Source organism: Streptomyces nodosus (assembly GCF_008704995.1).
In the GTDB taxonomy this organism is placed as follows: domain Bacteria; phylum Actinomycetota; class Actinomycetes; order Streptomycetales; family Streptomycetaceae; genus Streptomyces; species Streptomyces nodosus.
This window is the reverse complement of sequence record NZ_CP023747.1, coordinates 1,310,772-1,336,220: the sequence shown is the minus strand read 5'-3', so window position 1 is coordinate 1,336,220 and position 25,449 is coordinate 1,310,772. Positions and strand designations below refer to the sequence as shown.

Genomic DNA, 25,449 nt, shown 5'->3' with positions numbered 1-25,449 from the left:
TCCGGTCCCTGAGTCCGGCGTCCGCGTCCGGCGCCCGGCTCTCGGTTCCGGCTTCCGCTCTTGGTCATCCGTCCGGCCCCCGGCTTCCGTTCCGGTCGTGGACCGCCGTCAGCCCCGGGCCGTCACCGTGCTCTCCACCGCGAACAGCTGCTCCTCCACATGGCCCAGCGCCAGCCGCAGCGCCCCCGTCGCCACCACGGTCTCGCCCAGCTGGGACAGGGCCACCTTCGGGGGGCGCAGACAGTAGCGGGCCAGCTCATGGCGGAGCGGTTCGAGGACGCCGTCCAGGCCCGCCGCCCAGCCGCCGATCACGACCAGCTCGGGGTCCAGGGCCAGGACGAGAGCCGCCACGTCGTGGACCAGCCGCCGGAGGAAGCGGTCCACGGCCGCGCGGGCCCGCTGGTCGCCCTCGCGGGCGAGCGCGAACACATCGGCGACCTGCTGCTCGTCCAGCGGGTGCAGGGGCTCGTCCGTGGTCGACAGCAGCGTCTCCGGGCTCGCTTCACGGCCCAGCAGATGCAGCGCGCCGATCTCCCCGGCCGCCCCGCCGTAGCCCCGGTGCAGCCGTCCGCCGATCAGCGAACCGGCGCCCGGGCTCAGCCCGGCCAGTACGAACACGATGTCGTCGGACTCGGTGGCCACGCCCTTCCAGTGCTCCGCCACGGCCGCCGCGTTGGCGTCGTTCTCCACCAGCACCGGGCACTTGAAGGAGCGGCTGAGCCGTTCGCCGAGGTTGAGGCCCGTCCAGCCGGGCAGGGCCGTGCCCAGGCGCACGGTGCCGTCCGCCTCCACGATCCCGGGGCTGCCCGCACCGACCGCGCGCAGCGAACCGCGGGTCACCCCCGACCGGCGCAGCAGCTCGGCGACGGTGCTCCGCAACCGGTCCAGGCGCTCGTCGGCCGACGCCGTCTCCGAGACGGGCTTGGAGAGGCTGCCCAGCTCCCGGCCGTCGAGGTCGGCGAGGAGCGCGGTCACCCGGTGCGCGCCGACGTCCAGGCCCAGCAGATGCCCCGCCTCGGCCCGGAACCGGAACCTCCGTGCGGGCCGCCCCTGCCGCCGGGCGGCGCCCTCCTCGGCCGCCTGCTCCGCCACCAGCCCGGCCTCGATCAGCCCCTCGACCACACCCTCGACGGTCGGCCGGGACAGCCCGGTCACCCGGGTGATCTCGGTGAGCGTCGCACAGTCCGTGTCGCGCAGCGCATGCAGCACCACCGCCGAGTTGATCCTTCTCAGCAGAGAGGGGTCCCCGCCGGTCAGCCGCCCCAACGTCCGTCCTCCCAGCTCGCGCGTGATGGCCGGATCGTACTCGGCACCGCGCGCCCCCGCGAGGCCCGGGCGTCGCCCTCCGCCCTACGAACCGGTGGAGGGGGCCCCGCCCGGGAGGCCTGACGCCCCGCCAAGTGTCAGTGGCGACTGGTCTACTGGAGCCATGACCATCGAGCAGCACCTGGCGACGATCGATCTGCTGTGCGCGCGGGCGTTCCCCGCGCGGCGCGGTGGGGTCGGTGTGGACGGCGGAGGCCCCGGCTTCCATGTCGTCGCCCTGGTGTCGAGCCTCGGTCTCGGCACGGGTGACGGCGCGGAGCGGGAGCGTGCGGCGGAGGACCTCGACGCCTGGAGGGAGGCCGTCTCCCGTCGGCTGGACGACCGTTGGGGGCCCCGGCAGCACTACGGGCCGCTGACCGCCCAGGTGCGCAGGGCACGGGGTGAGGAGATACCGGAGCCCTGGGCGACGCTCGGCGACCTGGTGCACGAGCTGTCTCTGTGGCAGGCGGACAGCAGCGGCCGATGGGTCGCGCTCGGTGTGGCGGAGCGCGACGACACCGACGAGATACGGCTCCTCGCGGCCGTCACGGACCGGGATCCGCCCTGACCGCTCAGAGCCCCGCGGCCTCTCGCAGCCGCCCGTACTCCTGCGCCATCGTGGCCGCCGTCCAGTGCGCGTTGAGACCGCTGGGGTTGGGCAGCACCCACACCCGGCAGGAGCCGATCGTCCGCTTCTGCGGACCCACGGCGGCCTTCCGTTCGTCGAAGGCCGCCCGGTACGCGGTCACCCCGACCACCGCCAGCCACCGGGGCCGCAGCCGCTCCACCTTGGCGGCGAGGATCCGCCCGCCCTCCCGGTACTCCTCGGCGGCCAGCTCGTCGGCCCGCGCCGTCGCCCGCGCCACCACATTGGTGATGCCCAGCCCGTACGACAGCAGCTCGTCCTGCTCCGCCGGCCGGAACAGCCGCGGGGTGAACCCGGACAGATGCAGCACGGGCCAGAAGCGGTTGCCCGGGCGGGCGAAGTGGTGGCCGGTCGCCGCCGTCATCAGGCCCGGGTTGATACCGCAGAAAAGGACCCCCAGGCCGTCCGCGATCACGTCCGGTACCAGACGGTCGCGGGCGGCCTCGAGCTCCGCCGGGGTGAACCGGGTCAGAGGATCGCCCCCGGGGTGTAGCCGGCGGCCTCGGGGTGCTGCTTCACGATCTCCTCGACGCGGCCGACGACCGTGCCCACCTGGTCGGCGGCGGCGCCCGTGAAGGAGAGCCGGTCCGCCATCAGCGACTGAAGCTGTTCGCGGTCCAGCGGGATGCGCTCGTCGGCGGCCAGCCGGTCCAGCAGCTCATTGCGCTCGGCGCCCTGCTCGCGCATCGCGAGGGCACAGGCGACGGCGTTCTCCTTGATGGCCTCGTGGGCGACCTCGCGGCCGACCCCCGCGCGCACCGAGGCCATCAGCACCTTGGTCGTGGCGAGGAACGGCAGATAGCGGTCCAGCTCACGCGCCACGACCGCCGGGAAGGCGCCGAACTCGTCGAGCACCGTCAGGAAGGTCTCGAGCAGGCCGTCCAGCGCGAAGAACGCGTCAGGCAGGGCGACCCGGCGCACCACCGAGCAGGACACATCGCCCTCGTTCCACTGGTCGCCCGCCAGCTCGCCGGTCATCGAGGCATAGCCGCGCAGGACGACCGTCAGGCCGTTGACGCGCTCGCAGGAGCGAGTGTTCATCTTGTGCGGCATCGCGGAGGAGCCGACCTGGCCGGGCTTGAAGCCCTCGGTCACCAGCTCGTGTCCGGCCATCAGCCGGATCGTCCTGGCCAGCGAGGACGGCGCCGCCGCCAGCTGCACCAGCGCGGTGACGACCTCGTAGTCCAGCGAGCGCGGATAGACCTGGCCGACGGAGGTGAAGGCCTGCGAGAAGCCCAGGTGCCCGGCGATCCGGCGCTCCAGATCGGCGAGCTTGCCCGCGTCGCCGCCGAGCAGGTCGAGCATGTCCTGCGCCGTGCCGACGGGGCCCTTGACGCCGCGCAGCGGGTAGCGGCCGAGGAGCTCCTCGACCCGGCCGAACGCGACCAGCAGCTCGTCGGCGGCGGTGGCGAAGCGCTTGCCGAGGGTGGTGGCCTGCGCCGCCACATTGTGGGAGCGGCCGGCCATGACCAGCTCGCGGTACTCGGCCGCGAGCTTGCCCAGGCGCGCCAGCACGGCCACCGTACGGTCCCGCATCAGCTCCAGCGAGAGCCGGATCTGCAGCTGCTCGACGTTCTCGGTCAGGTCGCGGGAGGTCATGCCCTTGTGTACCTGCTCGTGCCCGGCGAGCGCGTTGAACTCCTCGATCCGGGCCTTCACATCGTGCCGTGTGACCTTCTCGCGCTCCGCGATCGAGGCCAGGTCCACCTGGTCGAGGACACGCTCGTAGTCGGCGATCGCCTCGTCCGGAACCTCGATCCCCAGGTCCTTCTGGGCCCGCAGCACGGCGAGCCAGAGCTGCCGCTCCAGTTTCACCTTGTGCTCGGGGGACCAGAGCGTGGCGAGCTCGGCGGAGGCATAGCGTCCGGCGAGGACGTTCGGGATTCGGGGCTTTGCGGGCGCAGCAGTCACGTGTACGGAGCATACCGGCACTCCAGAAGGCATCCATGACCTTCATGACCGCGATCCGTGGCGACGGCCCGGGTCGCCCGCGGCTCGCCGGTCCCGCCGACCCGGTCCCTGGGACCTGGATCTTTGTTCAGCGCGCCCCGGCCCGCAACTCCATGATCACCTCCATGCCGTCGCTCGTCGCGGCCACGGTGGGCGGTGGCGGTCGGGGAAACGGCCCGTGGTCGTAGTGTGTGAGTCAGGCGTACGGGTCGCGGATAACAACATGGACACATTGCGACGCAAAACGCGCGTCAACGTGCATGGTGTGGCCACCACTTGGCTACCCGAGGAGCTCCCGTGCGTCGCAACGCCCTTGTCATCTGCGTCATTTCCGTGCTCACCCTCGTCGGATGCTCCAACGCCGACTCAGGCGGTGAAGGGCCTCCGACGACCCCGGACGCCACGGCGAGCACCTTGTCCGAAGCCGCGCGCGCCAGACTGATCGCCGCGTGCACGGACGCGCTGAGAGCCAGCAAGGGCGACAGCGCCGACGGCGGCGCTCCGGAGTGCGAGGAGCTGCCGGCGGAGGACTATCTGCAGGCCATCAAGGAAGCCAGCAAGCAGAAGTAGTCGGCTGTCGTCGCCGCTTCGTACGTCTCACCTTGGGCGGCCGATACGCCGATCACAGCGTGCCCCCAGCAGCCCCCACCAGGGTCCCTCGCCACCTGACCGCAGTACGTCGGAGACCCCGCCACTGCCGTCAGGGAACTCCTCGGTCCTTCCGCGCCGGGCGCGACCGCCCGTTCCGCAGCTTCAGATGGTGGGTGAGCTGTTGGAACGTGGTCCAGGCCTGAGGGACGGTTCCGTCCCCCAAGGGGTAGTGGAGGGCAGGTTCGGCCGGGCGGCCGAGGCGGGTGCCAACCGCCCAGCCCGCATCCGTGGTTCACTCGGGCGAACCGCCCCGCAATCCGGCCCATGGCCACCTCGCAGGCCCACCATTCGTCCCCGCACGAGAACTGACGGAAGGACGCGACATGCTCCCGATGGTCCAGATCCGGGCGCTCCTGAGAGAGCACGACGACCCCCGCCACCTGGAACGCCCCGCGGACTTCGACAAGGAGCCCGCGCTGGACTGTTACACCCGCTTGGTGAGCGCCCTTGAGGAACACTTCGGGCCGTCCTGCTCAAGTGGCCTGGGCCAGGACGCCAGTTTCTGCGGTGTCATCCATGTCCCAGTGGACGCGACGGGCCTCGGCCTGCCCATGGGCGTCGCGATGAGCAACTTCGGTAACTACTTCGTCACCGCATACATGAGAGTCGGTGTGGGTGTCCCCAGAGGAGAGGAATGCCCGCCCGAGGAGTTCGTGACGTGGCTCGACGGTGTCTGTACGGCCATGGGGTGCACCTTCGTCCCGACCGAGCTGCTTCGTGAGCCGTACGACGGGCCGGTTCCGTTGGCGGCAGAGGACCTGGAGCTGGCGGCGGCGCTCGTGGCCGCAGGCTTGGCCGAGGCCGATGACAACGACGAGGAGTTGGTCACGCCGGACTGGCACGACCGGTACTTCGAGTACATGTGAGATACCTGAGGCTCCGTCGGTCACCGGCGATACTGCCTGTGGCAGCCTTCGCGCTCACTCCGTCCACGTCCTGACGAGCAAGGAGGACGGCTTCGCGTACGGCTTCGTAGAGAGCGCCCTGACGTCGAACCCGGTTCTCGCGCTGCTGGCGGGCCGAGATCGAGCGGACCTGGGCCTGCTGGTCCAGCACGGCTCCTTTGGCCCCGCCCGGCTCAGCGCCGGGGTTCGACCCGCACGAACCAGCCCGTCCCATCAGCCCCTCCTCGCCCGAGCTGTGGGCTCCGGAGCCTGGACGAGTAGTTCCGAATGCCCAGGCGAGTGATCCTTTACGACACGCTGTACGAGGTCAGAGGGCCGGCAGGATGCGTAGCATGTTCAACGTGCCTGCTCGCGCCATTGCGCGAAGCCGCCCTGGACCTCGGCGATGCCGGGGTGGCGGACGGCGTCCAGCCCGGCATCGCCGAGAAGGTCGGCGATCAGGGCCGGAGGACCGAAGACCTCGGTCGCGCTCAGGTCCCAGTCGGTCAGGACGAACCAGGAGCCCTCCACGGGCCACCAGTGCGCGGGAAACCGGGTGTGTACGGTTCGGGCGGGCCTTGCGCAGGCATCGTGGTGAGCAAGTGCCTCCTCCAGCCGGCCCCGGCGGGCCGGGATCGGGCGGCCCGCGTCCTCGATCCCCGCCTGGGCCCAGTAGCAGTCCGTCCGCGGCCCGTCAGGGCTGTGGCGGGCGAGAACCTCGACCAGGCAGGCCAGGCTGTCGCGGTCGATTTCGCCCAGGTTCGGGCCTTCGAGGTCCTCGGGCAGGTCCAGCCCAAACGCCAGCATGGCGGCGCGCGCGTGCTGGACGCTCTTCTCCCGGGGCAAGTGGTCTGAGCTCACCCATGACGTCCCGCAACAACAATCGCGGCCGACGGCAGGAAGGGAGGCGGCGCCGCGTTTGATCGGCACATGGCACCGGGCGGGGCTCCGGGTCAGGGCTCCATCCGTCGCCAGTCCGTCACAGGGCCGGGGTTTGTGTGGTCCGCAGGGGTGACCCAGAAGGGTTTGTCCAGCTCAGCGCTGAAGTGGGCGCCTGTCCGGCCGTCGCCCGAGGAACGGCCGGTGAGCCGGCGTCCTATCCAGGGCAGCAGATGCTGCCGGGTGAAGCGGATGTCCTCGTTCCGGCGGGCCAGCCAGTCCGGTCGCGCGGAAGGGGGCAGCGGTGTGCGCCACTCCGTGTCCTCGGCCTCGTACCCCAGCGTCTGCCAGACCGCCTCCGCCACCCGGCGATGCCCCTCGGCCGTCAGATGCAGCCGGTCCACGTCCCACATGCGCGGGTCGGAGAGCGAGGGGGCCCCGTACAGGTCGACCACCAGCGCGCCATGCTGCTCGGCGAGCTCGTCGATACAGGCGAACAGCTCCTCCATACGGGGGCGGAAGCGTTCGAGGACCGGCCCCTGGCGGCCGGGGCTGCGCATCAGGATCAGCTGCTCGCACGACGGGGCGAGGCGCTCCACGGCCTCCGTCAGCAGACCCCGTACGCGCCCCATGTCGCACTTGGGCCGCAGGGTGTCGTTGAGCCCGCCCACCAGTGTGATCACATCGGGCCGCATCGCGACGGCGCGACCGACCTGCTCATTGACGATCTGCCCGATCAGCTTGCCGCGCACGGCGAGGTTGGCATAGCGGAATCCGGGTGTCCGCGCGGCCATCCGGCCGGCCAGGACATCGGCCCAGCCGCGGTAGGAGCCGTCCGGCAGCAGGTCCGACATGCCCTCGGTGAAGGAGTCGCCGAGGGCGACCAGGCTGGTGTGCGTGGGATTCGTCTGCATGGCGTCGCCGATGGTATCCCGTCGGCATACCCACTGGTCGGTGACCCCGTACGCCCCCTCCGGCGGTCTTCGGACACCGGGTCCGGCCGGGCCGGCGGCGCCCCTCACGCCGTGGGTTGCCCCAGCAGCTCCCGCAGGACGTCCTCCATCGTCACCAGCCCCGCCAGTCGGCCGTCCTCGCCCAGGACCGCCGCCAGATGGGCCCGGTTGCGGCGCATCGAGGTGAGGACGTCGTCGAGCGGGGTGCTCTCGCGTACCCGGGGGATGGCACGTATGTCCCGCAACCGGAACGGCCCGTCCCGCGGCGTGGCGTCGAGCGCGTCCTTGACATGCAGAAAACCGACGATCCTCCGGTTCTCGTCCACGACCGGGAAGCGGGAGAGGCCGGACTCGGCCGACAGCTGCTCCAACTGCTCCGGGGTGATCCCCACATGGGCGTAGACCACACGCTCCAGCGGGACCACCACATCGCGTACGGGTCTGCGGCCCAGCTCCAGAGCGTCGTGCAGCCGCTCCTGGGCGCGGTCGTCGATGAGCCCGGCGGCGGTGGAGTCCTTGACCAGCCGTGCCAGTTCGTCGTCCGAGAAGGTGGCCGTGACCTCGCTTCTGGTCTCCACGCGCAACAGGGCGAGCAGGGTGTTCGCAAAGGTGTTCACGGTGAAGATCACCGGACGCAGGGCCCGGGCCAGGCCGACCAGCGGCGGGCCGAGCAGCAGGGCCAGGCGTACCGGCTCCGCGAGCGCGATGTTCTTCGGCACCATCTCACCGAACAGCATGTGCAGATAGGTCGCCAGGGCCAGCGCGATCACAAAGGACACCACATGGCCGACGCCCGCCGGGACGCCCACCGCATGGAACACGGGCTCCAACAGGTGTTCGATGGCAGGCTCGGCGACCACACCGAGGACCAGGGTGCACAGGGTGATGCCGAGCTGTGACGCGGCCAGCAGCGCCGACACATGCTCCAGGCCCCACAGCACCGTGCGTGCGCGCCGGTCGCCCTCCTCGGCATGGGGCTCGATCTGGCTGCGGCGTACGGAGATCAGGGCGAACTCGCCGCCCACGAAGAAGGCGTTCGCCACCAGGGTCAGCAGGCCGATCAGCAGCTGGAGGACCGTCACCGCTCCTCCTGCCCCTGCCCCGGCGCTGCGGGCGGAGCGTGCATCAGCAGGCGCGCGGCCCGGTGCCCCGACGCGTCCATCACCTCCAGGCGCCAGCCGGCGAACTCGACGCTGTCACCCGTGACCGGTATACGGCCGAGCGCATGGGCGACCAGGCCGGCGAGCGTCTCGTAGGGACCGTCGGACACCCGCAGCCCGACGCGTGCCAGCTGGTCGACCCGAGCCGATCCGTCGGCCCAGTACAGTGCCCGGCCGGTGTCGTCCGAGCCGGCCGGGGCCAGATCGGGCGTCTCGAGCGGATCGTGCTCGTCCCGCACCTCGCCGACGACCTCCTCCACGATGTCCTCCAGTGTGACGACCCCGGCGGTGCCGCCGTACTCGTCGATGACGACGGCCATGGTGTTCCGGCCGGAGAGCCGGTCGAGGAGCCGGTCGACGGTGAGGGAGGCCGGCACGAACAGCGGCTCCCGCAGCACCTGTGAGACCGAACAGCTGTGCCGTTGGTCCGCGGGCACGGCCAGCACGTCCTTGATGTGCGCCACGCCGGTCACCGAGTCGAGGCTGCCGCGGTAGACGGGGAAGCGGGACAGCCCCGTGGCGCGCGTCGCGTTCATCACGTCCTGGCAGGTCGCCTGGACGTCCAGGGCGATCACCTGGATCCGCGGGGTCATCACGTTCTCCGCGCTCAGGCCGGCCAGGTTGAGGGTGCGGACGAACAGCTCGGCGGTGTCCGCCTCCAGGGCGCCCTCCTTCGCGGAGTGCCGGGCGAGCGCCACCAGTTCCTGGGGGCCGCGGGCGGAGGCCAGTTCCTCGGCCGGTTCGATGCCGAAGCGGCGTACGACATGGTTGGCCGTGTTGTTCAGATGGGTGATGAAGGGGCGGAAGGCGGTGCTGAACCAGCGCTGTGGCGTGCCCACCCGCTTGACCACGGTCAGGGGCGAGGAGATCGCCCAGTTCTTGGGCACCAGCTCGCCGACCACCATCAGAAACATGGTGGACAGCCCCGTGCCGATGACCAGGGCGACGGTGGTGGCCGTCGAACGCGACAGGCCCAGCGCGCCCAGCGGCCCGGCGATCAGCTTGGCGATCGACGGCTCGGAGAGCATGCCGACCACCAGATTGGTGACCGTGATCCCCAGCTGGGCGCCGGAGAGCTGGAACGTCAGGTTCCGTACGGCCTTGAGGGCGCCCGTAGCGCCGCGCTCACCTCGTCGTGCGGCCTGCTCCAGGGCACTGCGCTCGACCGTGGTGAGGGAGAACTCCGCCGCGACGAACGCGCCACAGGCCAGCGAGAGAAGGACGGCCACCAGCAGGAGGAGCACTTCGGTCATCGGGTCACCTCTGTCCCAGGATCGGTCAGGGACGCGGCGACCGCGCGAGGTCGGGCACGGCGGGGTTCGTCCATCGGCGGATGCTCACACCTTCCATGGTCGGGACGAGATGCCCCGGCGGACGGCCTGACCTCTCCATGGTAAAGGACAAGCAAAGTCGCGAGGAGGTCGTCGCGCTCGGCAAGAGGGCAGGGCGCGGTGCGGCCGTCATCAGCCGCACTGCCAGGTGAACATCGCCCGCTCGAAGCGCTGCTCGGCCAGGTCCTCCGGGCGGATCAGCCAGTACAGTGCTCCGGCATCGCCCCACATCATGTCGGCGGCGACCTCGCTGTCGAACTGGGCCAGAAGCACCCAGCGGCCCGCCTCCTCGGACAGCCGTGCGTCGCCCCAGGACACCTCGCCGTCCAGGACCGCCTCCGCGATCTCGATCTCCACCGGGCTCTGCACCGAGTGCGCATGGCCGCCGACCTGGTGCCCCACCTCGTGGTCGAACCCCCACAGCGCGTCCAGGAACTCCTGTGAGCAGACGGGGTGGTCGTACCGGTTCCTCAGGCGCACCTGTAGCGAAGGCCTCCCGTATGCAAGGACGGGAGGCCGCCGAGCCGACCGACGCCATCGTCAGGGCCGGCCGATGCCTCCAGACGCACAGCGGGGCGAAGCAGACCGACCCACCTCTCGGCAAGCTCCGGTGAAAGATGCTGCAAGGCGAGAGCCCGAAGGGCATCTCGGGAACCGTGTGTCATGAGCCCGATCATCCACGGCGCCACCGACAGAGACCTCGGCAGCGCTCTCGCGGCCCGCTCACCGGCCCAGCCCACGGTCGTGGACCTCGAGGCGACGGCCACACACCCTCCCTCCCCGTACCACCGCTACGTGACCTTGCCGAGTAGCTGCTGGCCGCTGAGAAGATCACCCCTATGACCGTCCCGTTCCGCATCGACCGAATCCTCGGTGACCGTCCCTTCGCCGAGGTCGGTGATCCCGTCCTCGCCGCCGTCGACGACGAGGGCCGTGGCCTGCTGGCAGTGGCAGGCACGCATGTAGCGGTGGCGGGCCTGCACGAGTTCGGCAGTACTGCGCCGGTCGGTGTCTACGGCACCGATGATCTGGCCTGCCGAGCCCTTCTCCATGCTCGCTATCCCGTACACGCGATGGCTTTCCACCCCAGGTTCCCCCTCCTTGCAGTCGGCTCCGGCGACTACGACGGCGGCTACTTCTTCGAAGGGGAACTGCTCCTGCTGGACCTGGAGACGGGCAGCGCCACGTCGCTCATCGAACACGAGCTCGGCCGCCAGGTGCTGGGCCTGGAATGGCTCAGCGAACAGGAACTACGCGTGCTGATGGCACCGCCTGACGACTGGCAGGACAAAGGCGCGTGGAGCGAAGGGCACGTCGCGGTGGTGCATCGGCCTGACTGGAGGGGCGTACCCTCCCGGTCGATCACCGGATACGACCTGGCCGGTCCACGGGTAGCGGCCCCGCGAACCGACCATCGAGAGCGTGCCCGCCGGACGGTCTCCGGTCTGAGCACGAACGGGGACCCACGACGCAACGTCCGCGCGGTCGAGGAGCTGTCCGACGGCAGGATCGTGGCGACGCTCGAGGGGGTCCAGCTGGAGTCCTGGCTGCCCTCGGGGCGACGGCAGTGGGCCGTCCGGGACGAGGACGGTGGCGGCCGTGACATGGTCATCGCCGCAGACGAGCGATCGGCCTGGGTCGGTCTGGTGCGGCCTCCGGGGGAGGAGCGTGCTCAGGCCGTAGTCCGACTCGCGCTCCAGGACGGGGCGCAGCTCGACCATCTCACTCCCTCCGGCTCCGTGTCCTTGGTGCGATGTGCTGACGGCCTGCCCGCCCTCGCACCAGCTGGGCGGAACGGGGAGCGGAGCAGGTTGCGTATCCGGCGTGGCAGCCGGAACTACTTTCTGGAAACCATTTCTGCGAAGGGCGGGCAGCGGCGTGGAACAGGTGAAGTCTGGCTGGCCGCAGCGGATCTGGGGTCCGTACCGGATGCCGAACGTCTGCGTGAGCCGAGGGGAACGGAGGTCAGTCGGTTGTTCCCCTACTCATGGGAACCAGGTGAGACACACTTCGCCGGCCCCGGCGTGGAGACCGCCGACGGTGACCTGATTTATGGCGGCACCGTGTATCACGGCCACGGGTTGCAGCCCGGTGGCTCATTCGTCGTACGGCGCGCGGTGGCCGGTGAGGAGCCGACTTGGGTCTTTCGGACAGACCGGAAGGCCACGGACCTCGACCACGACACGGAGACCGCCTATGTCACGTACGACGACGGCGAGATCATCGGACTCGATCTCCGTGACGGCAACGTCCGCTGGCGCCGGCACCTGACCGTTGCCGGCGTACCCGTCGTGGCGACCGCGCTGACCGTCCCCGAACCTGGCCGGCTGCTCATCGGTACCACTGACGGGCGGATCCTGGACTGCTCGACCGGCTAGGAGCTGCCCGTGCTGTCCAGGCACACTGGTGTCTCACCTGCCAGGAGAACAACATCGTGCGAGAGGGCCAGTTCGTCTGCGTCTTCTGCAACGCGGACCTACCCCAGCGATGGAACATCGATCCGGACTTCACCGCCTACAGCGGTTTGACCCAGCGCCGCCAGTGATTCTCACGGTGGTAGCCGGTGGCGGCCCACGCGTGGTGGGCCTGTTCGTTGGCTTCCAGGACCATGGCGTCGACGCGTCGCCCGCCGAGGGCGGCGAAGCGTTGTTCGGCGGCTTCCAGCAGGGCGGTGGCGATGCCTTGGCGGCGGTGGTCGGGGTGTACGGCCAGTCGGTAGGCGGAGCATCGCCATCCGTCGAAGCCGGCTATGACGGTTCCGGCGAGGACGCCGTCGCGCTCGGCGAGGAGCAGGGCCTCGGGGTCTCGTGCGATGAGTCGGGCCACTCCGTCGTGGTCGTCGCTGATGCTCGTTCCTTCCGCTGCGTCGCGCCAGAACCGCAGCACGGTGTCGATGTCCGAGAGGGCGGCGTGGCGGATGCGGAGATCGCTCATGGGGGGGAGCCAAGCAGAGCGCTCGCCTGTCTGGCCAACAGGTTTTCCGCCGGACGGGGCGCACGGCGACGCCGTTGTCAGTCCCTCCCATCAGAATGCCGCAGACAGGGACAGAGACAGCGAACGCAGGAGCGACGTATGGGTACCTGGGATGGCGGTCCCTTTGACAACGACACCGCGGCGGACTTCTCCGGCGACCTTGATGAGGCAGCCGCAGGCGAACGTGAGGGCATCATCCGCGGCGCCCTCATATGTGTGATCGACACCGCTGACTACCTCGAAGCACCCGAATCCGAGGAGGCCGTGGCTGCGGCCGCCCTCGTCGCCGCGCAGTGCCCCGGAGGTGAGGCGCTTGATTCTGTCTATGGGCCGGAAGAGCCCCTCCCTGATCTCACCGGCCTGCGCGATCTCGCCCTCCAGGCCCTCGACCGCGTCATGACCGAGCCTTCCGAGCTGATGGACCTTTGGGCCGGGTCGGACGGCGGCTCCTGGCGTGCGAACATCCGCAGCCTGCAGACGTGCTCCTGCCACAGCCTCCGGGAGAACACAGCTCAGCTCCATCAGGTGGGGCTCGGGAGGACGTCCCCGGAGTCATCACGGCTCCAGGCCAGGACCGCGTCGCCTTCGGCCGTGGCGGAGACCCGGTCGAGCAGGCGGGTGGCGGCGTCGGTCACGGAGTCCTGGAGGCCGGTCGCCTGTCCGCCTCGCGGTGACCGGATTCATGGCCCGCCGCCTCACCGGCGAGAACGCCATCTCCTGACGCGACCCCACAAAGCCACACCGATCGAAGTCTCCAGGATGACGTAACGGGAGAGGGTGACCCTCGGACGGAACGGCGGCGCCAGGTGGAAACGGCATGTCGCGCAGCGGGCAGTCCCTTTCAGGAGCCTCGGCTCGGCGTCGGTCCGGGGTGGGGCCCGGCTGCTGCGCGAGCTGTTCGGTGCGGGGCCGTTGGTGCGTTCGAGGGCGATCATGGCGGCGTCGTCGGACAGGTGTCCGCCGACGTGGGCGAGCAAGTCGGTGCGCAGATGGTGGATCAGTGCCTGGGGGCTGTCACGCACCCGGGAGCCGGCCCGCTCGGCCAGCGGGTAGAAGGCACCGCGCGGGTCGCGGGCCTCGATGACGCCGTCGGTGTACATCAGCAGCAGGTCACCGGGCTCGAGCGGGAAGGTGTCGACGTGGTAGTCGGGGGAGGTGAGTTCGCCCAGCCCCAGGGGAGGCGCGGGACGTGTCGCGCGCAGCGTGCTGATCTGCCGCTCGTGCAACAGCAAGGGAGGCGGGTGTCCACAGGTGACCATGTGCATCTGCGGTGTTGCGTCGGGGATGTCGATGACGGCTGCGGTGATGAAGCACTCCGCGGCCTGGTCCGCTTCCGTGGGTTCGGCCAGGTTCCAGCAGACGCTGTGCTCCAGATAGGCCATCAGGTCGGGCAGGGCGGCCTGGCGGTGCGCGGCCTCCCGGAAAGCGCCGAGCAGCAGCGCGGCGTCACCGATCGCGGTCAGGCCCTTGCCCATCACATCCCCGATGATCAGCCGGGTGCCGGTCGAGGTGCGGATGGCCGCGTACAGGTCGCCGCCGATCAGGGCCTGCTCCTGTGCCGCCAGGTACACCGAGGCGACCCGCAACGGTCCGATCCGTCGCGGTAACGGTCGCAGCACCACCCGCTGGGTGGCCTCGGACACCGCCCGCACCTGCGTCAGTTCACGCCAATGCCGCTCCCGCAGACGTCGGCACACGGTGACGATGACCGCAACCGCAACCAGGGCGACGACCTCCGTATCGAAGAACATCGACCCCAGGAGGTGGTGCAGCAGGCCGGTTTCGGCCATTCCAGCTACGTCGATGGCACCGATGATTCCCGTGATGAGACTGTTGGCGAAGGATGCGGTGATCGCGGGCGCCGCGATCAACAGCGGGTCCAGCGGGAGCACCACATCGCTCGGGCTCAGCGAGTCGACCAGCATGACGGTGGCGATCAGCCCGAGAGGAAGGGCCAACAGGGCATCTCTGGGCTTCCATGAGCGATGCCCATGGGGAAGCCGTGGTTCCAAGGGCATACTTCCGTCCTACACCAGCCACTGCCGCAGGGCAGCCTCAGCAGGTCAACGGCTGATGGGCCTGCGCCGCCGCCGGAACTCGGAGTTTTTCCCCCGATGTTTCATCCCGAACAGGTATTTGATTGTGCGGTGTCGGGTATACCTGGAGATGGTGCGCCGGTGAAGGACAGAGCGCCTGGCAGCCGCTGCGTACGTCTGGGGACACATGGGTATCGGGGCATCGCGCTCGGTCGGTCTGCTTGCTGCGATCGCCTGGTCCGTCGTCGGCTTGGCGGCTGTCTCTGGTTGTGGCGGTCAGAAGGCAGTGGCCGACGGTGGCACAGATGTCCTCGCAGACCGTGCCCGGAAGGTCGCTGCGGCTTGGGACGGCTCAGCCGCTGCTGCGGCGTGGAGCGTCGGCTACCACCCCGTGGGAGAACCGGTCCAGCTGCCGAAGGGCGGCCTGCGCGGCCAGGCTGACAGGCAGGCCCACGAGAACCAGAACTTCGTCCTGAGAGGCGAGTTGCCCGACGTCGGACCCAAGGACGGCCAGGTCAGGTGGCCCGGGGGCGATTCGCTCACCCGGCCGCTGGTGGGGGCGGACCAGTCGTACAGGACCTTGGCCGGCACCCACGACGTCGGAGCGCCGCACCTCACGGTGACCGGGGCGAAGCTGGGCACGATGACGATGGTCACCAGCCGTGGGCCGGCGACGGTCCCGGCCTGGCTCTTCTCCCTGGACGGCTACGCCACGCCCCTCAAACAGGCTGCGGCCGTCCCGTCGAAACCTCCTCCGTCGCCGATCGAGGCGGCCCATGACATCCCGGGCCGTCCGATCGACCGACTCATCAGGATCACCGACGACGGGCGTTCGGTGACCGTGGTCGCCCTCCATGGCGTCTGCGACGACGGGGCCGGGGTGGACGCGCTGGAGACGGGTGGAAGCGTCGTACTGTCGGCCGCGGTCAAGGGCCATGAGGGCGGTGGCATCTGCACCAAGCAGTCACGGTTGCAGCAGGTGACGGTGAAACTGGAACGCCCCGTGGGTGACCGCGTCCTGCTCGACGCGCTCACCGGCCGGCCCGTTCCTCATAAGGGGTTGCGCGGGGTCTCGCCGTCGCCGAGTGCGAGTTGACCGAGCGCAGCAGGCCCTTCTCCCTCACTCGTGCGCGATCGCCGTCAGCACATTCATCCGCGAGGCCCGCAGGGCGGGGAGCAGTGCCGCGACCACGCCCACGACCGCCGCGCCCGCCATCACGGCGACGATCACGGTCCAGGGGACGACCAGCGCCTTCAGGCCCCGCAGGGCGAGCACCCGCTGGGCGCACACCCCCCAGACCAGCCCCAGTACCAGCCCGAGCACGGCCCCGAACACCGCGATCACCACCGACTCCAGCCGGATCATCCGGCGCAGCTGCCGCCGGGAGAGCCCGATCGCGCGCAGCAGGCCGATCTCACGGGTGCGCTCCACGACCGACAGGGTCAGGGTGTTGACCACCCCGAGCACCGCGATGAGGATGGCCAGCCCGAGCAGCGCGTACACCAGATAGAGCAGCACCGCGATCTGGTCGTGCACCAGCTTCTTGTAGTCGGCCTGGTCGCGGACCTGGACCTGGGGAAATGCGGCGAGCGCCTTTTCGAGACGGGACCGCAGCACGGTCTTCGGGGTGCCGGGGGCGGCGTTCACATACAGCCCGGAGTCCTCTCCGCCCGGCACATACCTCTGGAGCGTCGCCAGCCCGAGGAACAGCTGGCCCTGGGTGCCGAAACCGTCCACGCCGCCCTGGTCGGTGAGCGCGCCGACCCTCAGCTCGGTGCGGCGTCCGTCCGCGAACCGGACCGGGATCCGGCTGCCGACCCGGACGCCATGACTCCGGGCGAACTTCACGTCCATCGCCAGGGCACCGTCCGCGAGCGCGGCGGCCGTGTCGCCCCGGGCGTAGTTGATGTGCGCGACCTCGTCGAGCCGCGGTTCGTAGCCCGCGGCGGTCGTCTCGACCAGCTTGCCGTCGGGCAGCCGTAGGGCGAGGGGCGCGAACCGCTGGCGTACGACGACCCCGACGCCGCGCGTGCCGCGGACCCGGTCGGTGATCTCCCGGGGGAACGGCTGGAAGCGGGCGTTCTGCACCACGAAGTCGGCGCCCAGCGTCTTGTCGATCTGCTGGTCGAAGGAGGCGGACATGGACGCGCTCGCCACCGACATGCCGCCCACCAGGGCGAGCCCCACCATCAGCGCGGACGCGGTGGCGCCGGTGCGGCGCGGATTGCGCAGGGCATTGCGCCGGCTCATCCGCCCGATCGCGCCGAAGAGGGCCGGGAAACCGGCGCCCAGCACCCGGATCACCGGCCGGACCAGCAGCGGGCCCGCGAGTACGGTCGCCACGAGCGTGAGGACCACGCCGGCGCCGAGCAGCGAGACCGCCGGCGCCGTCCTCGTCGCCGCGGCGCATCCCGCCAGCGCGGCCGCACCGAGCGCGCCGACGGCCGCGCCCGCCACCGCGCGCACCCTCAACGGCCGTCCGACACCGGCGATCTCCGCGTCCGAGAGCGCCGCCATGGGGGAGACGCCGGCCGCGCGTCGCGCCGGGAAGTAGGCGGCGACAAAGGTGACCCCGACTCCGACCAGATAGGCGGCGACGGGTGTCGGCGGGCCGATCACCATCTCGGCGGACCTGAGGTTCATACCGAAGACGCCCATGAGCCGGATGAGGCCGGCCGCCAGCCCGATGCCCGCGGCGAGGCCGAGCGTCGAGCCGATCAGACCGAGCAGCAGCGCCTCCGTCAGCACGGAGCGGCGCACCTGCCGCCGGTCGGCGCCCAGGGCGCGCAGCAGTCCCAGTTCCCGGGTGCGCTGGGAGATCAGCATCGAGAAGGTGTTGACGATGAGGAACACCCCGACGAGCACGGCGATACCGGCGAACCCCAGCATCACGTACTTGATCACGTCGAGGACCGTGCCGAGCCGGTCGGTGGCGGATCTGGCCTGTTCGCCCGCGGTCCTCAGCTCATAGGCGGAGGAATGGAGCGCGGCGGCGATCCGCTGCTTGAGCAGGGTGTCGCCGACGCCGTGTGCCGCGTCGGCCTGGACGGCGGTGGCCAGGTCCGGGCTGCCCAGCAGCCGGGTCTGGGCGGTCGGGGTGTCCAGGAGGACCAGGGCGGCGCCCGGGTTGGTCGTGGTGAAGGTGGCGATGCCGACGACCCGCACCTCGAAGGAGCCGGGCCGGGCCAGCACCGTCAGCGGGTCGCCGATGCGCACCTGCCTGTGGTGCGCGGTGTCCGCGTCCAGCACGGCCTCGCCGGGGCCGTGCGGCGCGTGTCCGGACGTCAGCCGCACCGGGCTGTGCCCGGTGATGTACCAGTTCCTGGCGATGGTGGGTGCGCCGGTGGTCGGTCCCACCGGCAGACGGTGCCGGTCCACGACCGTGACGTTGTCGACGGTGACGTCGACACGGGCCGCGGCGACTCCGGGGACCGCGGCGACCCGTGCCCCCAGGGAGGCGGGGACGGTCGGGGTCACCCCGGAGGAGAGCGGTGAGGTGAGGTCCTCCCGGGGGCTCACCGTCACATCGGCCGCCGTGGAGGCGAACAACTGGTCGAAGGTCCGGGTGACCGTGTCCGAGAAGATCAGGCTGCCCGCGACGAACGCCACGGACAGGACGACGGCCAGGGCCGAGAGCGCGAGCCGCCCTTTGTGTGCGAGGAAGCTGCGCAGAGTCGCCTTGAGCACGGCTCATGCCTCGGGACCGGAGGGGCTGTCGGAGGTTCCCGGCACGGCGTCCGGACCCGGGGCCGCGGGCAGCCCCTCGGCGAAGAGGCGCATGCGCTCCAGCACCGCATCCGCCGTCGGCCGGGCCATCTCGTCCACGATCCGCCCGTCCACCAGGAACAGCGCCAGATCGGAGTGGGAGGCCGCGTGGGGGTCGTGGGTGACCATCACGACGGTCTGTCCCAGCTCGTCCACCGCCTCGCGCAGAAAGGCCAGCACCTCCAGCCCCGACCGGGAGTCGAGGTTGCCCGTCGGCTCGTCCGCGAAGATCAGCTCGGGGCGGGAGGCCAGCGCCCGGGCGCAGGCGACACGCTGCTGCTGTCCGCCGGACAACTGCGCCGGCCGGTGCCGCAGCCGGTCCCGCAGCCCGAGGGTGTCGATCACCTGGTCCAGCCATGCCGGGTCGGGTCTCCGGCCCGCGATGTCCAGGGGAAGCGTGATGTTCTCGAGCGCGGTCAGCGTCGGGATCAGATTGAACGACTGGAACATGAACCCGACCCGATCCCGCCGCAGCCGGGTCAGCTCCCGGTCCTTCAGCCCGGTGATCTCGGTGTCGCCGAGCCACACCTGGCCGGCCGACACGGTGTCCAGGCCCGCCAGGCAGTGCATCAGCGTGGACTTCCCGGAACCCGACGGCCCCATGACCGCGGTGAAGCGGCCGCGTGCGATGTCCACGTCGACCGCGTCGAGGGCGAGCACCCTCGTCTCGCCCGAGCCGTACGCCTTCGTCAGGCTCCTGGCGCGGGCGGCCGCCCCGTCCGCCTCCGCCCGGCCCGGGACGTGCTCGGCAGCAGCAGTGGACAAGGCCGCCTCCTCGGTCGTGGGACGCCCCGGCGTTCCGGTGGTTCGGTGGTCCGGCACCCGGAAGCCCCGCTCTACCCGTCCCGGCCGAGGGTAATGTGATGCGCCCCACAGCCGGAATCCCCCGGAGGTCCAGGCGCGTCTCCTACGCACGTCCGGCTCGCCGTCCCCCTCCCCTTGCCGGTGCTAGCACCCCGGCGCTAGCGTCGAGACATGGCGAAGACCCAGCTGAACGTGAGGGTGGACGAGAACACCGCCCGAGCCGCCCGTGAGCGGGCCCTGGAGCGCGGCATGAGCGTCAACCGCTATATCGAGGAACTGGTCCGGCAGGACACCGGGGAGGCCGGACACACCTTCGTCGAGGCGGCCGCCGACTTCATGAAGCAGTACGAGTCCGTCTTCGCCGAGGAGTTCGGCACCGCCCGTGAGGGCCGGGTCGAGCCCGCGGGCGAGGGCCGGGACGAAGGTCGTCACTGATCCGTTGAGCCACCTCAGAGTCGACCTCGCCTGGCTGCTGATGGTCGCCGAACACAAGACACCCGGAGATCCCCAGGTCACCGACTGGGGAGCGCTCGTCGCCGCGGTCAGCCGCCACGAGGCGGAGATATTCGGTGTCGCCGTCTACGACACCCCGCAGGACCGCGCCGCCGCGCTGCTCCAACTCCTGCTGCACGTGCCCGCGCTGGAGCGCTCCAACGCGCTGTTCGCCTCGGCGGTGGCCTACGGCTATCTGGTCGCCGGCGGTGTCAAGGTCGTCACCTCGGCGGAACAGGTGCGCGATCTGGCGCGACTGGTCAAGGGCGGCGAGGCCTCGGTGGGCGACATCGCGCGGGAGCTGCGGCAGTGGAGTCTGTGACTACCGCTCCGGACCGGGGCGCCGAGCGCTGCCCAGCACACAGTAGGAGGAGGGCGTCCGGAGCCCCCTGGGCGGCACCAGGACCCGGCGGCAGGGCCCGAGTTCGAAGCCGGCCGAGCTGATCGCGGCGACCGGGTCCCGGTCGACATGGCAGCCGCCGAACAGAAGCGGCCACACGGTGCGGTCCACCATCCGCTGGGTGAACCTCATCGCCCGCCCGCCGCCCCTGCCGTGCTCGAAGAACCGCAGCTCACCGCCGTGGCGCAGCACACGCCGCAGCTCCGACAGGGCGCGCGGGACGTCCCGCACACTGCACAGCACCAGCGACACCACCGCGCCGTCGAAGGCATCGCTCTTCACCGGCAGCGCCTCCGCCACGCCCGGCACCACATCCACGGGCACACCGGAGCGCCGGGCCGCGGTCATCGCGAGCTGCCGCAGGGCGCGCTCGGGCTCGACGGCGACGACCTCGGCCACCGTGTCCGGATAGTGCGTGAAGTTCAGCCCGTTGCCCGCGCCGATCTCGATCACCCGCCCCGACAGGCCGGACAGGAGTGTGTCCCGGTGCGGCCCCAGCATGCCCTCGGCGGCCACGCTGGACCGCGCGTAGTAGCGGGCGAACCGGGGGTGGTGGACGACGTCCTCGGTGGCGCGGTCCGGCATCGAGGACCTCCCGGAGACGGAGGGCGGGCGATTAGGGCCATCCTCCCCCGAACCGCCCCCGGGCATGCCCGCTTCGGCGACGGCGGGAGCCACGGGCGGCACCGGAGACCGGTGCGCGGACCACCCGCGCCCCGGCTCGGCCGAGCCGCCTACGCGGCGAACGCCGAGGTGAACGCCGCGCCGTCCCAGGTCCCGCCCAGCCGAGGTGCCAGCCAGCCGGGCGCCGCGGCCCGGAAGCCGGCCGGCGCGTACGCCCCGGCTCCCGCGGGCAGCGCACCGAGCAGCGGCGCCCCGGAAACCACCGGAAGGTCCGCGAGATTGCACCGTGAGGCCAGGTCGGCCGGGGTCGGCCAACTGCCGACCACGACTCCCGTCAGGTCCAGCCCGCGGCGCCGCAGTTCGCGTGCCGTCAGCTCCGTGGCGTTCAGCGTGCCGAGGCCCGCCGGGGCGACCACCAGCACCGGCGCCTCCAGCAGCCGTGCCGCGTCCGCCAGGGTGCCGCCCTCGTCGTCGAACCGGACCAGCAGCCCGCCCGCCCCCTCGACGAGGACGAGGTCGTGCTCGACGGCCAGTTTGGCGGCGGCCTCCGCCACCTCCTGCGGCCGCACGGGCGCCATCCCGGCCCGCCGGGCCGCCGTCGCCGGCGCCAACGGCTCCGGATAGCGGCCGAGTTCCCACGCGGTCACGGCGCCCGAGAGCCGGGCCACCACATCGGCGTCCCCGTCCTCGTCGCGCCCCACGCCCGTCTGCGCGGGCTTGAGGACGGCCACGGAGCGGCCACCGGCCACCGCCACCGCCGCGACGGCGGCGGTGGTCACCGTCTTGCCGACCTCCGTGCCGGTCCCCGTGATCACCAATATCGCCATCTCAGCCCTCCCGTGCCGCCGCGCAGACCGCGCGTGTGATTCGCGCCAGGTCCGCCTCGCCGGTCACATACGGCGGCATGGTGTAGACGAGATCACGGAAGGGGCGCAGCCATACGCCCTCGCGCACCGCGGCCCGGGTCGCCGCGGCCATGTCCACCTCATGATCGAGCTGCACGACCCCGATGGCGCCGAGCACCCGCACCTCGCGCACCCCCGGCACGGACGCCGCCGGGGCGAGCCCTTCCCGCAGGCCCGTCTCGATCCGCTTGACCTCTGCCTGCCAGTCCTGTCCGAGCAGCAGCTCCACCGAGGCGCAGGCCACGGCGGCCGCCAGCGGATTGCCCATGAAGGTGGGCCCGTGGGCGAGCACCGGCACCTCGCCCCGGGAGATCCCCTCGGCCACCCGCGGGGTGCACAACGTCGCCGCCATCGTCATATAGCCGCCGGTCAGCGCCTTGCCCACGCACATCACATCGGGCGTCACCGCGGCATGATCCGCGGCGAACAGCGCCCCCGTACGGCCGAACCCGGTGGCGATCTCGTCGAACACCAGCAGCACATCGTGCGCGTCGCACACCTCGCGCAGCACCCGCAGATACGCGGGGGAGTGGAACCGCATCCCGCCCGCGCCCTGCACCACCGGCTCCACGATCACCGCGGCCAGTTCGTCGGCGTGCCGTTCCACCGCGGCGCGCAACTGCTCGGCGTACGACTCCTCGTAGGCGGCCGGAGGCGCCTCGGTGAACACCTGCCGGGGCAGCACACCCTGCCACAGCTCGTGCATCCCGCCCTCGGGGTCGCACACCGACATCGGCTGCCAGGTGTCCCCGTGGTAGCCGCCGCGCCAGGTCAGCAGCCGCCGCTTGGCGGGACGGCCGAGCGAACGCCAGTACTGCAGGCACATCTTGACCGCGACCTCGACCGAGACCGAGCCGGAGTCCGCGAGGAAGACATGCTCCAGACCGTCGGGCGCGATGTCCACGAGAAGCTTCGCCAGCCGGACGGCGGGCTCATGGGTGAGCCCGCCGAACATCACATGGCTCATCCGCGCCAGCTGCTCGTGCGCGGCCTCGTTGAGCACCGGGTGGTTGTAGCCGTGGATGGCCGACCACCAGGACGACATGCCGTCGACCAGTTCGCCGGAGCCGTCGGCCAGCCGCAGCCGCACCCCGCTCGCCGACTCCACGACCAGCGGCTCCTGCCGGCCGGGCATGGGACCGTACGGATGCCAGACGTGCTGCCGGTCAAGCGCCAGCAGCGCGTCCACGGACAGCTCAGGCATTGGGCGCGAGATCCGTTCCCGCGCCCCGGCGGCGTACGGCGACCAGGTCCGTACGGGGCTCGCCGGAGGCCGGTGCGGAAGCGGACCCGCAGACGCCGGGGCCCTCGTGCGAACCGCAACCACCGCTCCCGTGCGAGCCGCACCCGGCTTCCTGGTGGGAGCCACACCCGGCTTCCTGGTGCGAGCCGCAGCCGCCCGCGACGCGATGCCCGGGCAGCGTCACCTGGTCCGTGCCCTCCACCTCGAACCCGGCGTCCGCGATCATCTCCAGATCGGCCCGGCCCGCCTGTCCCTCGCTCGTCAGATAGTCGCCGAGGAAGAGGGAGTTGGCCAGATGCAGCGCCAGCGGCTGAAGGGTGCGCAGATGGACCTCGCGGCCGCCCGCGATCCGTACCTCCGCGTCCGGGCACACGAACCGCACCATCGCCAGGATCCGCAGACACCGCTGCGGGGTCAGGTTCCACTCCTTGGCGAGCGGGGTGCCCTCGAAGGGGATCAGGAAGTTGACGGGCACCGAGTCCGGGTCCAGCTCCCGCAGCGAGAAGACGACGTCGACCAGGTCCTCGTCGCTCTCGCCCATGCCCGCGATCAGCCCGGAGCAGGCCGACAGACCGGCGGCGTGCGCCTTCTGCACGGTGTCGACGCGGTCGGCGTAGGTGTGGGTGGTGGTGATGTCCCCGTAGGTGGCCTCGGAGGTGTTGAGGTTGTGGTTGTAGGCGTCGGCGCCCGCCGCCCGCAACTGCTCGGCCTGGCCCTCGGAGAGCAGACCGAGGCAGGCGCACACCTCGACGCCCTCGTTCTGCTCCTTGATGGTCCTGATGGTGTCCGAGACCCGGTCCACGTCCCGGTCGGTGGGCCCGCGGCCGCTGGCGACCAGACAGACCCGCTTGGCCCCGCCCGCCACTCCGGCCGCCGCGGCCTGCGAGGCCTGGTCCGGCTTGAGCCAGGTGTACTTGAGGATCTCCGCCTTGGAGCCGAGGCGCTGAGAACAGTAGGAACAGTCCTCGGGGCACAGGCCGGACTTGAGGTTGACCAGATAGTTGAGTTTCACCCGTCGGCCGAACCAGTGGCGGCGCACCTTGCCGGCCGCCGCCACCACATCGAGCACATCGTCGTCGGAAGTGGCGAGGACGGCCAGCGCTTCCTCGCGGGTCGGCGGTTCGCGCCGCAGCCCCTTGTCCACCAGCGTGTTCAGCAGGTCCATGAGAGCCGATCCTTTCCTACGGCACCGCTCGGGGCCAAGGAGAGATCGCACAACAGACACGGTGCGACGTGTGGGTATGGCCACATACGGCGCGGCCGATTGTCTAGCTAAGGTCTGTGCACTGCCTACAAAGACCCGGAGGAGCCATGGCGTTCGGCTGGATCGACGAGCAGGCGCGGGCGCGCCGCCGGGCCGGACTCGTCCGCACCCTGCGCCCCCGCCCCGCCGGCTCCCCGCTGCTGGACCTCGCGAGCAACGACTATCTGGGCCTGGCCCGCCATCCCGAGATCGTCGAGGGCGCGGCGGAGGCGGCCCGGCGCTGGGGCGGCGGTTCGACCGGCTCCCGCCTGGTGACCGGCACCACCGAACTCCACGCCGAACTGGAGCGCGAACTGGCCGACTTCTGCGGCTTCGAGGCGGCCCTGGTCTTCTCCTCCGGGTACGCGGCCAACCTCGCGGCGGTCACCGCGCTGGCGCCGCACGGTTCCCTGATCGTCTCCGACGCGGGCAACCATGCCTCCCTGATCGACGGCTGCCGGCTGGCGCGCGGCACCACCCAGGTGGTCGAGCACGCCGAGCCCGAAGCCGTGCGCAAGGCGCTGAGCGCCCGTCCGGGGCCCGCCGTCGTGGTCTCCGACACGGTCTTCTCGGTGGACGGCGACGCCGCACCGTTGGCCGAACTGGCCTTCGTCTGCCGGGAGTTCGGGGCCGGTCTGATCGTCGACGACGCCCATGGGCTCGGGGTCCTCGGGACCGGTGGACGGGGGGCCGCGCAGGCGGCGCGGCTCGCGGGCGCGCCGGACACAGTGGTGACGGTGACGCTCTCCAAGTCGCTCGGCAGCCAGGGCGGCGCCGTCCTCGGCCCGGCAGGGGTCATCGACCATCTGGTCAACACCGCCCGGACGTTCATCTTCGACACCGGGCTCGCCCCGGCCGCGGCGGGCGCCGCACTCGCGGCGCTGCGTCTGCTGCGCCGCGAGCCGGAGCGCGCCGCACGGGCCCGCGCGGTGGCGACGGCGCTGTACGACCGCCTCACGGCCGAGGGCCATGAGGCGGTGCGGCCCGACGCCGCCGTGGTCTCCGTGCGGGCACCCTCCGCCGACCGGGCCGTGCGGTGGGCGGCCGACTGCCGGGCGGCCGGGGTCGCCGTGGGCTGCTTCCGCCCGCCGTCGGTGCCCGACGGCATCTCGCGGCTGCGTCTGACCGCCCGTGCCGACCTCACCGACGAGCAGATCGGCCGTGCCGTGCGGGTGATCGGCGAGACCCGGCCGTGAGCCGCCGG

Annotated in this window: 25 protein-coding genes and 2 pseudogenes; 9 read left to right on the top strand and 18 right to left on the bottom strand. The window is 71.3% G+C overall.

Going from position 1 to position 25,449, the window contains the following annotated elements:
- Positions 1-108: 108 nt before the first annotated feature.
- A complete protein-coding gene (locus tag CP978_RS06020) occupies positions 109-1,266 on the bottom strand; it encodes an ROK family transcriptional regulator (RefSeq protein WP_043438193.1) in 1,158 nt (385 codons plus the stop codon).
- 163 nt (positions 1,267-1,429) lie between these two features.
- On the opposite strand from CP978_RS06020, the gene CP978_RS06015 reads away from it, so the two are divergent.
- Entirely contained in the window at positions 1,430-1,873 is a 444-nt protein-coding gene (locus CP978_RS06015; RefSeq protein WP_043438190.1) for a hypothetical protein, read from the top strand.
- Positions 1,874-1,877: 4 nt separating this feature from the next.
- Here CP978_RS06015 and mug read toward each other — a convergent pair whose 3' ends face one another.
- Together mug and purB are read right to left on the bottom strand one after the other, a co-directional pair.
- Positions 1,878-2,423: a G/U mismatch-specific DNA glycosylase gene (gene mug / locus CP978_RS06010; protein ID WP_079162031.1), complete on the bottom strand. Its 546-nt coding sequence runs from the start codon at positions 2,421-2,423 to the stop codon at positions 1,878-1,880.
- Positions 2,420-3,862 carry an adenylosuccinate lyase gene (gene purB, locus CP978_RS06005; protein WP_043438184.1) on the bottom strand — a complete coding sequence of 481 codons (1,443 nt, stop codon included), beginning with the start codon at positions 3,860-3,862 and terminating at the stop codon, positions 2,420-2,422. Before purB ends, mug begins: the two co-directional genes overlap by 4 nt.
- 336 nt (positions 3,863-4,198) lie before the next feature.
- Between purB and CP978_RS06000 the strand changes: the two genes are divergently transcribed.
- Positions 4,199-4,471, top strand: a complete 273-nt coding sequence (locus CP978_RS06000) for a hypothetical protein (RefSeq protein ID WP_043438179.1) — start codon at positions 4,199-4,201, stop codon at positions 4,469-4,471.
- 130 nt (positions 4,472-4,601) lie between these two features.
- Here CP978_RS06000 and CP978_RS35550 read toward each other — a convergent pair.
- Positions 4,602-4,748, bottom strand: a pseudogene (locus CP978_RS35550) (DUF6177 family protein); the annotation flags it as partial.
- 127 nt (positions 4,749-4,875) lie between these two features.
- On the opposite strand from CP978_RS35550, the gene CP978_RS05995 reads away from it, so the two are divergent.
- Positions 4,876-5,418: a hypothetical protein gene (locus CP978_RS05995; RefSeq protein ID WP_052454038.1), complete on the top strand. Its 543-nt coding sequence runs from the start codon at positions 4,876-4,878 to the stop codon at positions 5,416-5,418.
- Positions 5,419-5,793: 375 nt separating this feature from the next.
- Here the strand turns inward: CP978_RS05995 and CP978_RS05990 are convergent, their stop codons facing one another.
- The 6 genes from CP978_RS05990 to CP978_RS05965 all read right to left on the bottom strand — a co-directional run bounded on the left by CP978_RS05990 (position 5,794) and on the right by CP978_RS05965 (position 10,844).
- A complete protein-coding gene (locus CP978_RS05990) occupies positions 5,794-6,297 on the bottom strand; it encodes a hypothetical protein (RefSeq protein WP_052454037.1) in 504 nt (167 codons plus the stop codon).
- Positions 6,298-6,389: 92 nt separating this feature from the next.
- Positions 6,390-7,229: an SGNH/GDSL hydrolase family protein gene (locus tag CP978_RS05985; protein ID WP_043448231.1), complete on the bottom strand. Its 840-nt coding sequence runs from the start codon at positions 7,227-7,229 to the stop codon at positions 6,390-6,392.
- 104 nt (positions 7,230-7,333) lie between these two features.
- On the bottom strand, positions 7,334-8,350 hold the full coding sequence (locus CP978_RS05980) for a hemolysin family protein (protein ID WP_043438176.1): 1,017 nt from the start codon (positions 8,348-8,350) through the stop codon (positions 7,334-7,336).
- Complete coding sequence (locus tag CP978_RS05975; RefSeq protein WP_043438174.1) at positions 8,347-9,681, bottom strand: hemolysin family protein; 1,335 nt, start codon at positions 9,679-9,681, stop codon at positions 8,347-8,349. The genes CP978_RS05980 and CP978_RS05975 overlap by 4 nt, the downstream gene beginning before the upstream one ends.
- Before the next feature lie 210 nt (positions 9,682-9,891).
- Positions 9,892-10,239, bottom strand: coding sequence for a DUF1963 domain-containing protein (locus CP978_RS05970; protein WP_052454036.1), 348 nt, complete (start codon positions 10,237-10,239; stop codon positions 9,892-9,894).
- A gap of 311 nt (positions 10,240-10,550) precedes the next feature.
- Positions 10,551-10,844 (bottom strand): hypothetical protein, encoded by a 294-nt coding sequence (locus CP978_RS05965; RefSeq protein WP_144401435.1) that lies wholly within the window; start codon positions 10,842-10,844, stop codon positions 10,551-10,553.
- Here CP978_RS05965 and CP978_RS05960 point away from each other — a divergent pair.
- On the top strand, positions 10,833-12,137 hold the full coding sequence (locus CP978_RS05960; RefSeq protein ID WP_052454034.1) for a hypothetical protein: 1,305 nt from the start codon (positions 10,833-10,835) through the stop codon (positions 12,135-12,137). The genes CP978_RS05965 and CP978_RS05960 overlap by 12 nt on opposite strands.
- A gap of 136 nt (positions 12,138-12,273) precedes the next feature.
- Here CP978_RS05960 and CP978_RS05955 read toward each other — a convergent pair whose 3' ends face one another.
- Positions 12,274-12,693 carry a GNAT family N-acetyltransferase gene (locus CP978_RS05955; protein WP_043438168.1) on the bottom strand — a complete coding sequence of 140 codons (420 nt, stop codon included), beginning with the start codon at positions 12,691-12,693 and terminating at the stop codon, positions 12,274-12,276.
- A 138-nt stretch (positions 12,694-12,831) separates the two neighbouring features.
- Between CP978_RS05955 and CP978_RS05950 the strand changes: the two are divergent.
- Positions 12,832-13,238: pseudogene (locus CP978_RS05950) on the top strand (DUF4259 domain-containing protein); the annotation flags it as partial.
- Between the two features lie 189 nt (positions 13,239-13,427).
- Here CP978_RS05950 and CP978_RS05945 read toward each other — a convergent pair.
- Positions 13,428-14,690: a PP2C family protein-serine/threonine phosphatase gene (locus CP978_RS05945; RefSeq protein ID WP_063839043.1), complete on the bottom strand. Its 1,263-nt coding sequence runs from the start codon at positions 14,688-14,690 to the stop codon at positions 13,428-13,430.
- 469 nt (positions 14,691-15,159) lie between these two features.
- Between CP978_RS05945 and CP978_RS05940 the strand changes: the two genes are divergently transcribed.
- On the top strand, positions 15,160-15,864 hold the full coding sequence (locus tag CP978_RS05940; RefSeq protein WP_311775008.1) for a hypothetical protein: 705 nt from the start codon (positions 15,160-15,162) through the stop codon (positions 15,862-15,864).
- A gap of 24 nt (positions 15,865-15,888) precedes the next feature.
- Here CP978_RS05940 and CP978_RS05935 read toward each other — a convergent pair whose 3' ends face one another.
- Entirely contained in the window at positions 15,889-18,456 is a 2,568-nt protein-coding gene (locus CP978_RS05935) for an ABC transporter permease (RefSeq protein ID WP_043438161.1), read from the bottom strand.
- Between the two features lie 3 nt (positions 18,457-18,459).
- A complete protein-coding gene (locus CP978_RS05930; RefSeq protein WP_052454033.1) occupies positions 18,460-19,299 on the bottom strand; it encodes an ABC transporter ATP-binding protein in 840 nt (279 codons plus the stop codon).
- A 210-nt stretch (positions 19,300-19,509) separates the two neighbouring features.
- Here CP978_RS05930 and CP978_RS05925 point away from each other — a divergent pair, with 210 nt between their 5' ends.
- Both CP978_RS05925 and CP978_RS05920 read left to right on the top strand, forming a co-directional pair.
- Positions 19,510-19,773, top strand: a complete 264-nt coding sequence (locus CP978_RS05925; protein ID WP_043438158.1) for a hypothetical protein — start codon at positions 19,510-19,512, stop codon at positions 19,771-19,773.
- A gap of 4 nt (positions 19,774-19,777) precedes the next feature.
- Positions 19,778-20,152, top strand: a complete 375-nt coding sequence (locus CP978_RS05920; RefSeq protein WP_043438156.1) for a hypothetical protein — start codon at positions 19,778-19,780, stop codon at positions 20,150-20,152.
- On the opposite strand, the gene CP978_RS05915 is transcribed toward CP978_RS05920, so the two are convergent.
- The 4 genes from CP978_RS05915 to bioB all read right to left on the bottom strand — a co-directional run bounded on the left by CP978_RS05915 (position 20,153) and on the right by bioB (position 24,167).
- Positions 20,153-20,815: a class I SAM-dependent methyltransferase gene (locus tag CP978_RS05915; RefSeq protein WP_043438154.1), complete on the bottom strand. Its 663-nt coding sequence runs from the start codon at positions 20,813-20,815 to the stop codon at positions 20,153-20,155.
- A gap of 149 nt (positions 20,816-20,964) precedes the next feature.
- Positions 20,965-21,681: a dethiobiotin synthase gene (gene bioD, locus CP978_RS05910; RefSeq protein ID WP_043438152.1), complete on the bottom strand. Its 717-nt coding sequence runs from the start codon at positions 21,679-21,681 to the stop codon at positions 20,965-20,967.
- A gap of 1 nt (position 21,682) precedes the next feature.
- Entirely contained in the window at positions 21,683-22,963 is a 1,281-nt protein-coding gene (locus CP978_RS05905; RefSeq protein ID WP_043438149.1) for an adenosylmethionine--8-amino-7-oxononanoate transaminase, read from the bottom strand.
- Entirely contained in the window at positions 22,956-24,167 is a 1,212-nt protein-coding gene (gene bioB, locus CP978_RS05900; RefSeq protein WP_043438147.1) for a biotin synthase BioB, read from the bottom strand. Before bioB ends, CP978_RS05905 begins: the two co-directional genes overlap by 8 nt.
- Before the next feature lie 146 nt (positions 24,168-24,313).
- Here bioB and CP978_RS05895 point away from each other — a divergent pair, with 146 nt between their 5' ends.
- Entirely contained in the window at positions 24,314-25,441 is a 1,128-nt protein-coding gene (locus CP978_RS05895; RefSeq protein ID WP_043438145.1) for an 8-amino-7-oxononanoate synthase, read from the top strand.
- Positions 25,442-25,449: the final 8 nt, after the last annotated feature.

What these genes read in the sequence shown, in the direction of transcription:
- CP978_RS06015 (WP_043438190.1), top strand. Translation starts at nt 1,430, where the DNA reads ATGACCATCGAGCAGCACCTGGCGACGATCGATCTGCTGTGCGCGCGG.
- CP978_RS05995 (WP_052454038.1), top strand. Translation starts at nt 4,876, where the DNA reads ATGCTCCCGATGGTCCAGATCCGGGCGCTCCTGAGAGAGCACGACGAC.
- CP978_RS05985 (WP_043448231.1), bottom strand. Translation starts at nt 7,229, where the DNA reads ATGCAGACGAATCCCACGCACACCAGCCTGGTCGCCCTCGGCGACTCC.
- CP978_RS05975 (WP_043438174.1), bottom strand. Translation starts at nt 9,681, where the DNA reads ATGACCGAAGTGCTCCTCCTGCTGGTGGCCGTCCTTCTCTCGCTGGCC.
- CP978_RS05960 (WP_052454034.1), top strand. Translation starts at nt 10,833, where the DNA reads ATGGCTTTCCACCCCAGGTTCCCCCTCCTTGCAGTCGGCTCCGGCGAC.
- CP978_RS05955 (WP_043438168.1), bottom strand. Translation starts at nt 12,693, where the DNA reads ATGAGCGATCTCCGCATCCGCCACGCCGCCCTCTCGGACATCGACACC.
- CP978_RS05925 (WP_043438158.1), top strand. Translation starts at nt 19,510, where the DNA reads ATGGCGAAGACCCAGCTGAACGTGAGGGTGGACGAGAACACCGCCCGA.
- CP978_RS05915 (WP_043438154.1), bottom strand. Translation starts at nt 20,815, where the DNA reads ATGCCGGACCGCGCCACCGAGGACGTCGTCCACCACCCCCGGTTCGCC.
- bioD (WP_043438152.1), bottom strand. Translation starts at nt 21,681, where the DNA reads ATGGCGATATTGGTGATCACGGGGACCGGCACGGAGGTCGGCAAGACG.
- CP978_RS05905 (WP_043438149.1), bottom strand. Translation starts at nt 22,963, where the DNA reads ATGCCTGAGCTGTCCGTGGACGCGCTGCTGGCGCTTGACCGGCAGCAC.
- bioB (WP_043438147.1), bottom strand. Translation starts at nt 24,167, where the DNA reads ATGGACCTGCTGAACACGCTGGTGGACAAGGGGCTGCGGCGCGAACCG.
- CP978_RS05895 (WP_043438145.1), top strand. Translation starts at nt 24,314, where the DNA reads ATGGCGTTCGGCTGGATCGACGAGCAGGCGCGGGCGCGCCGCCGGGCC.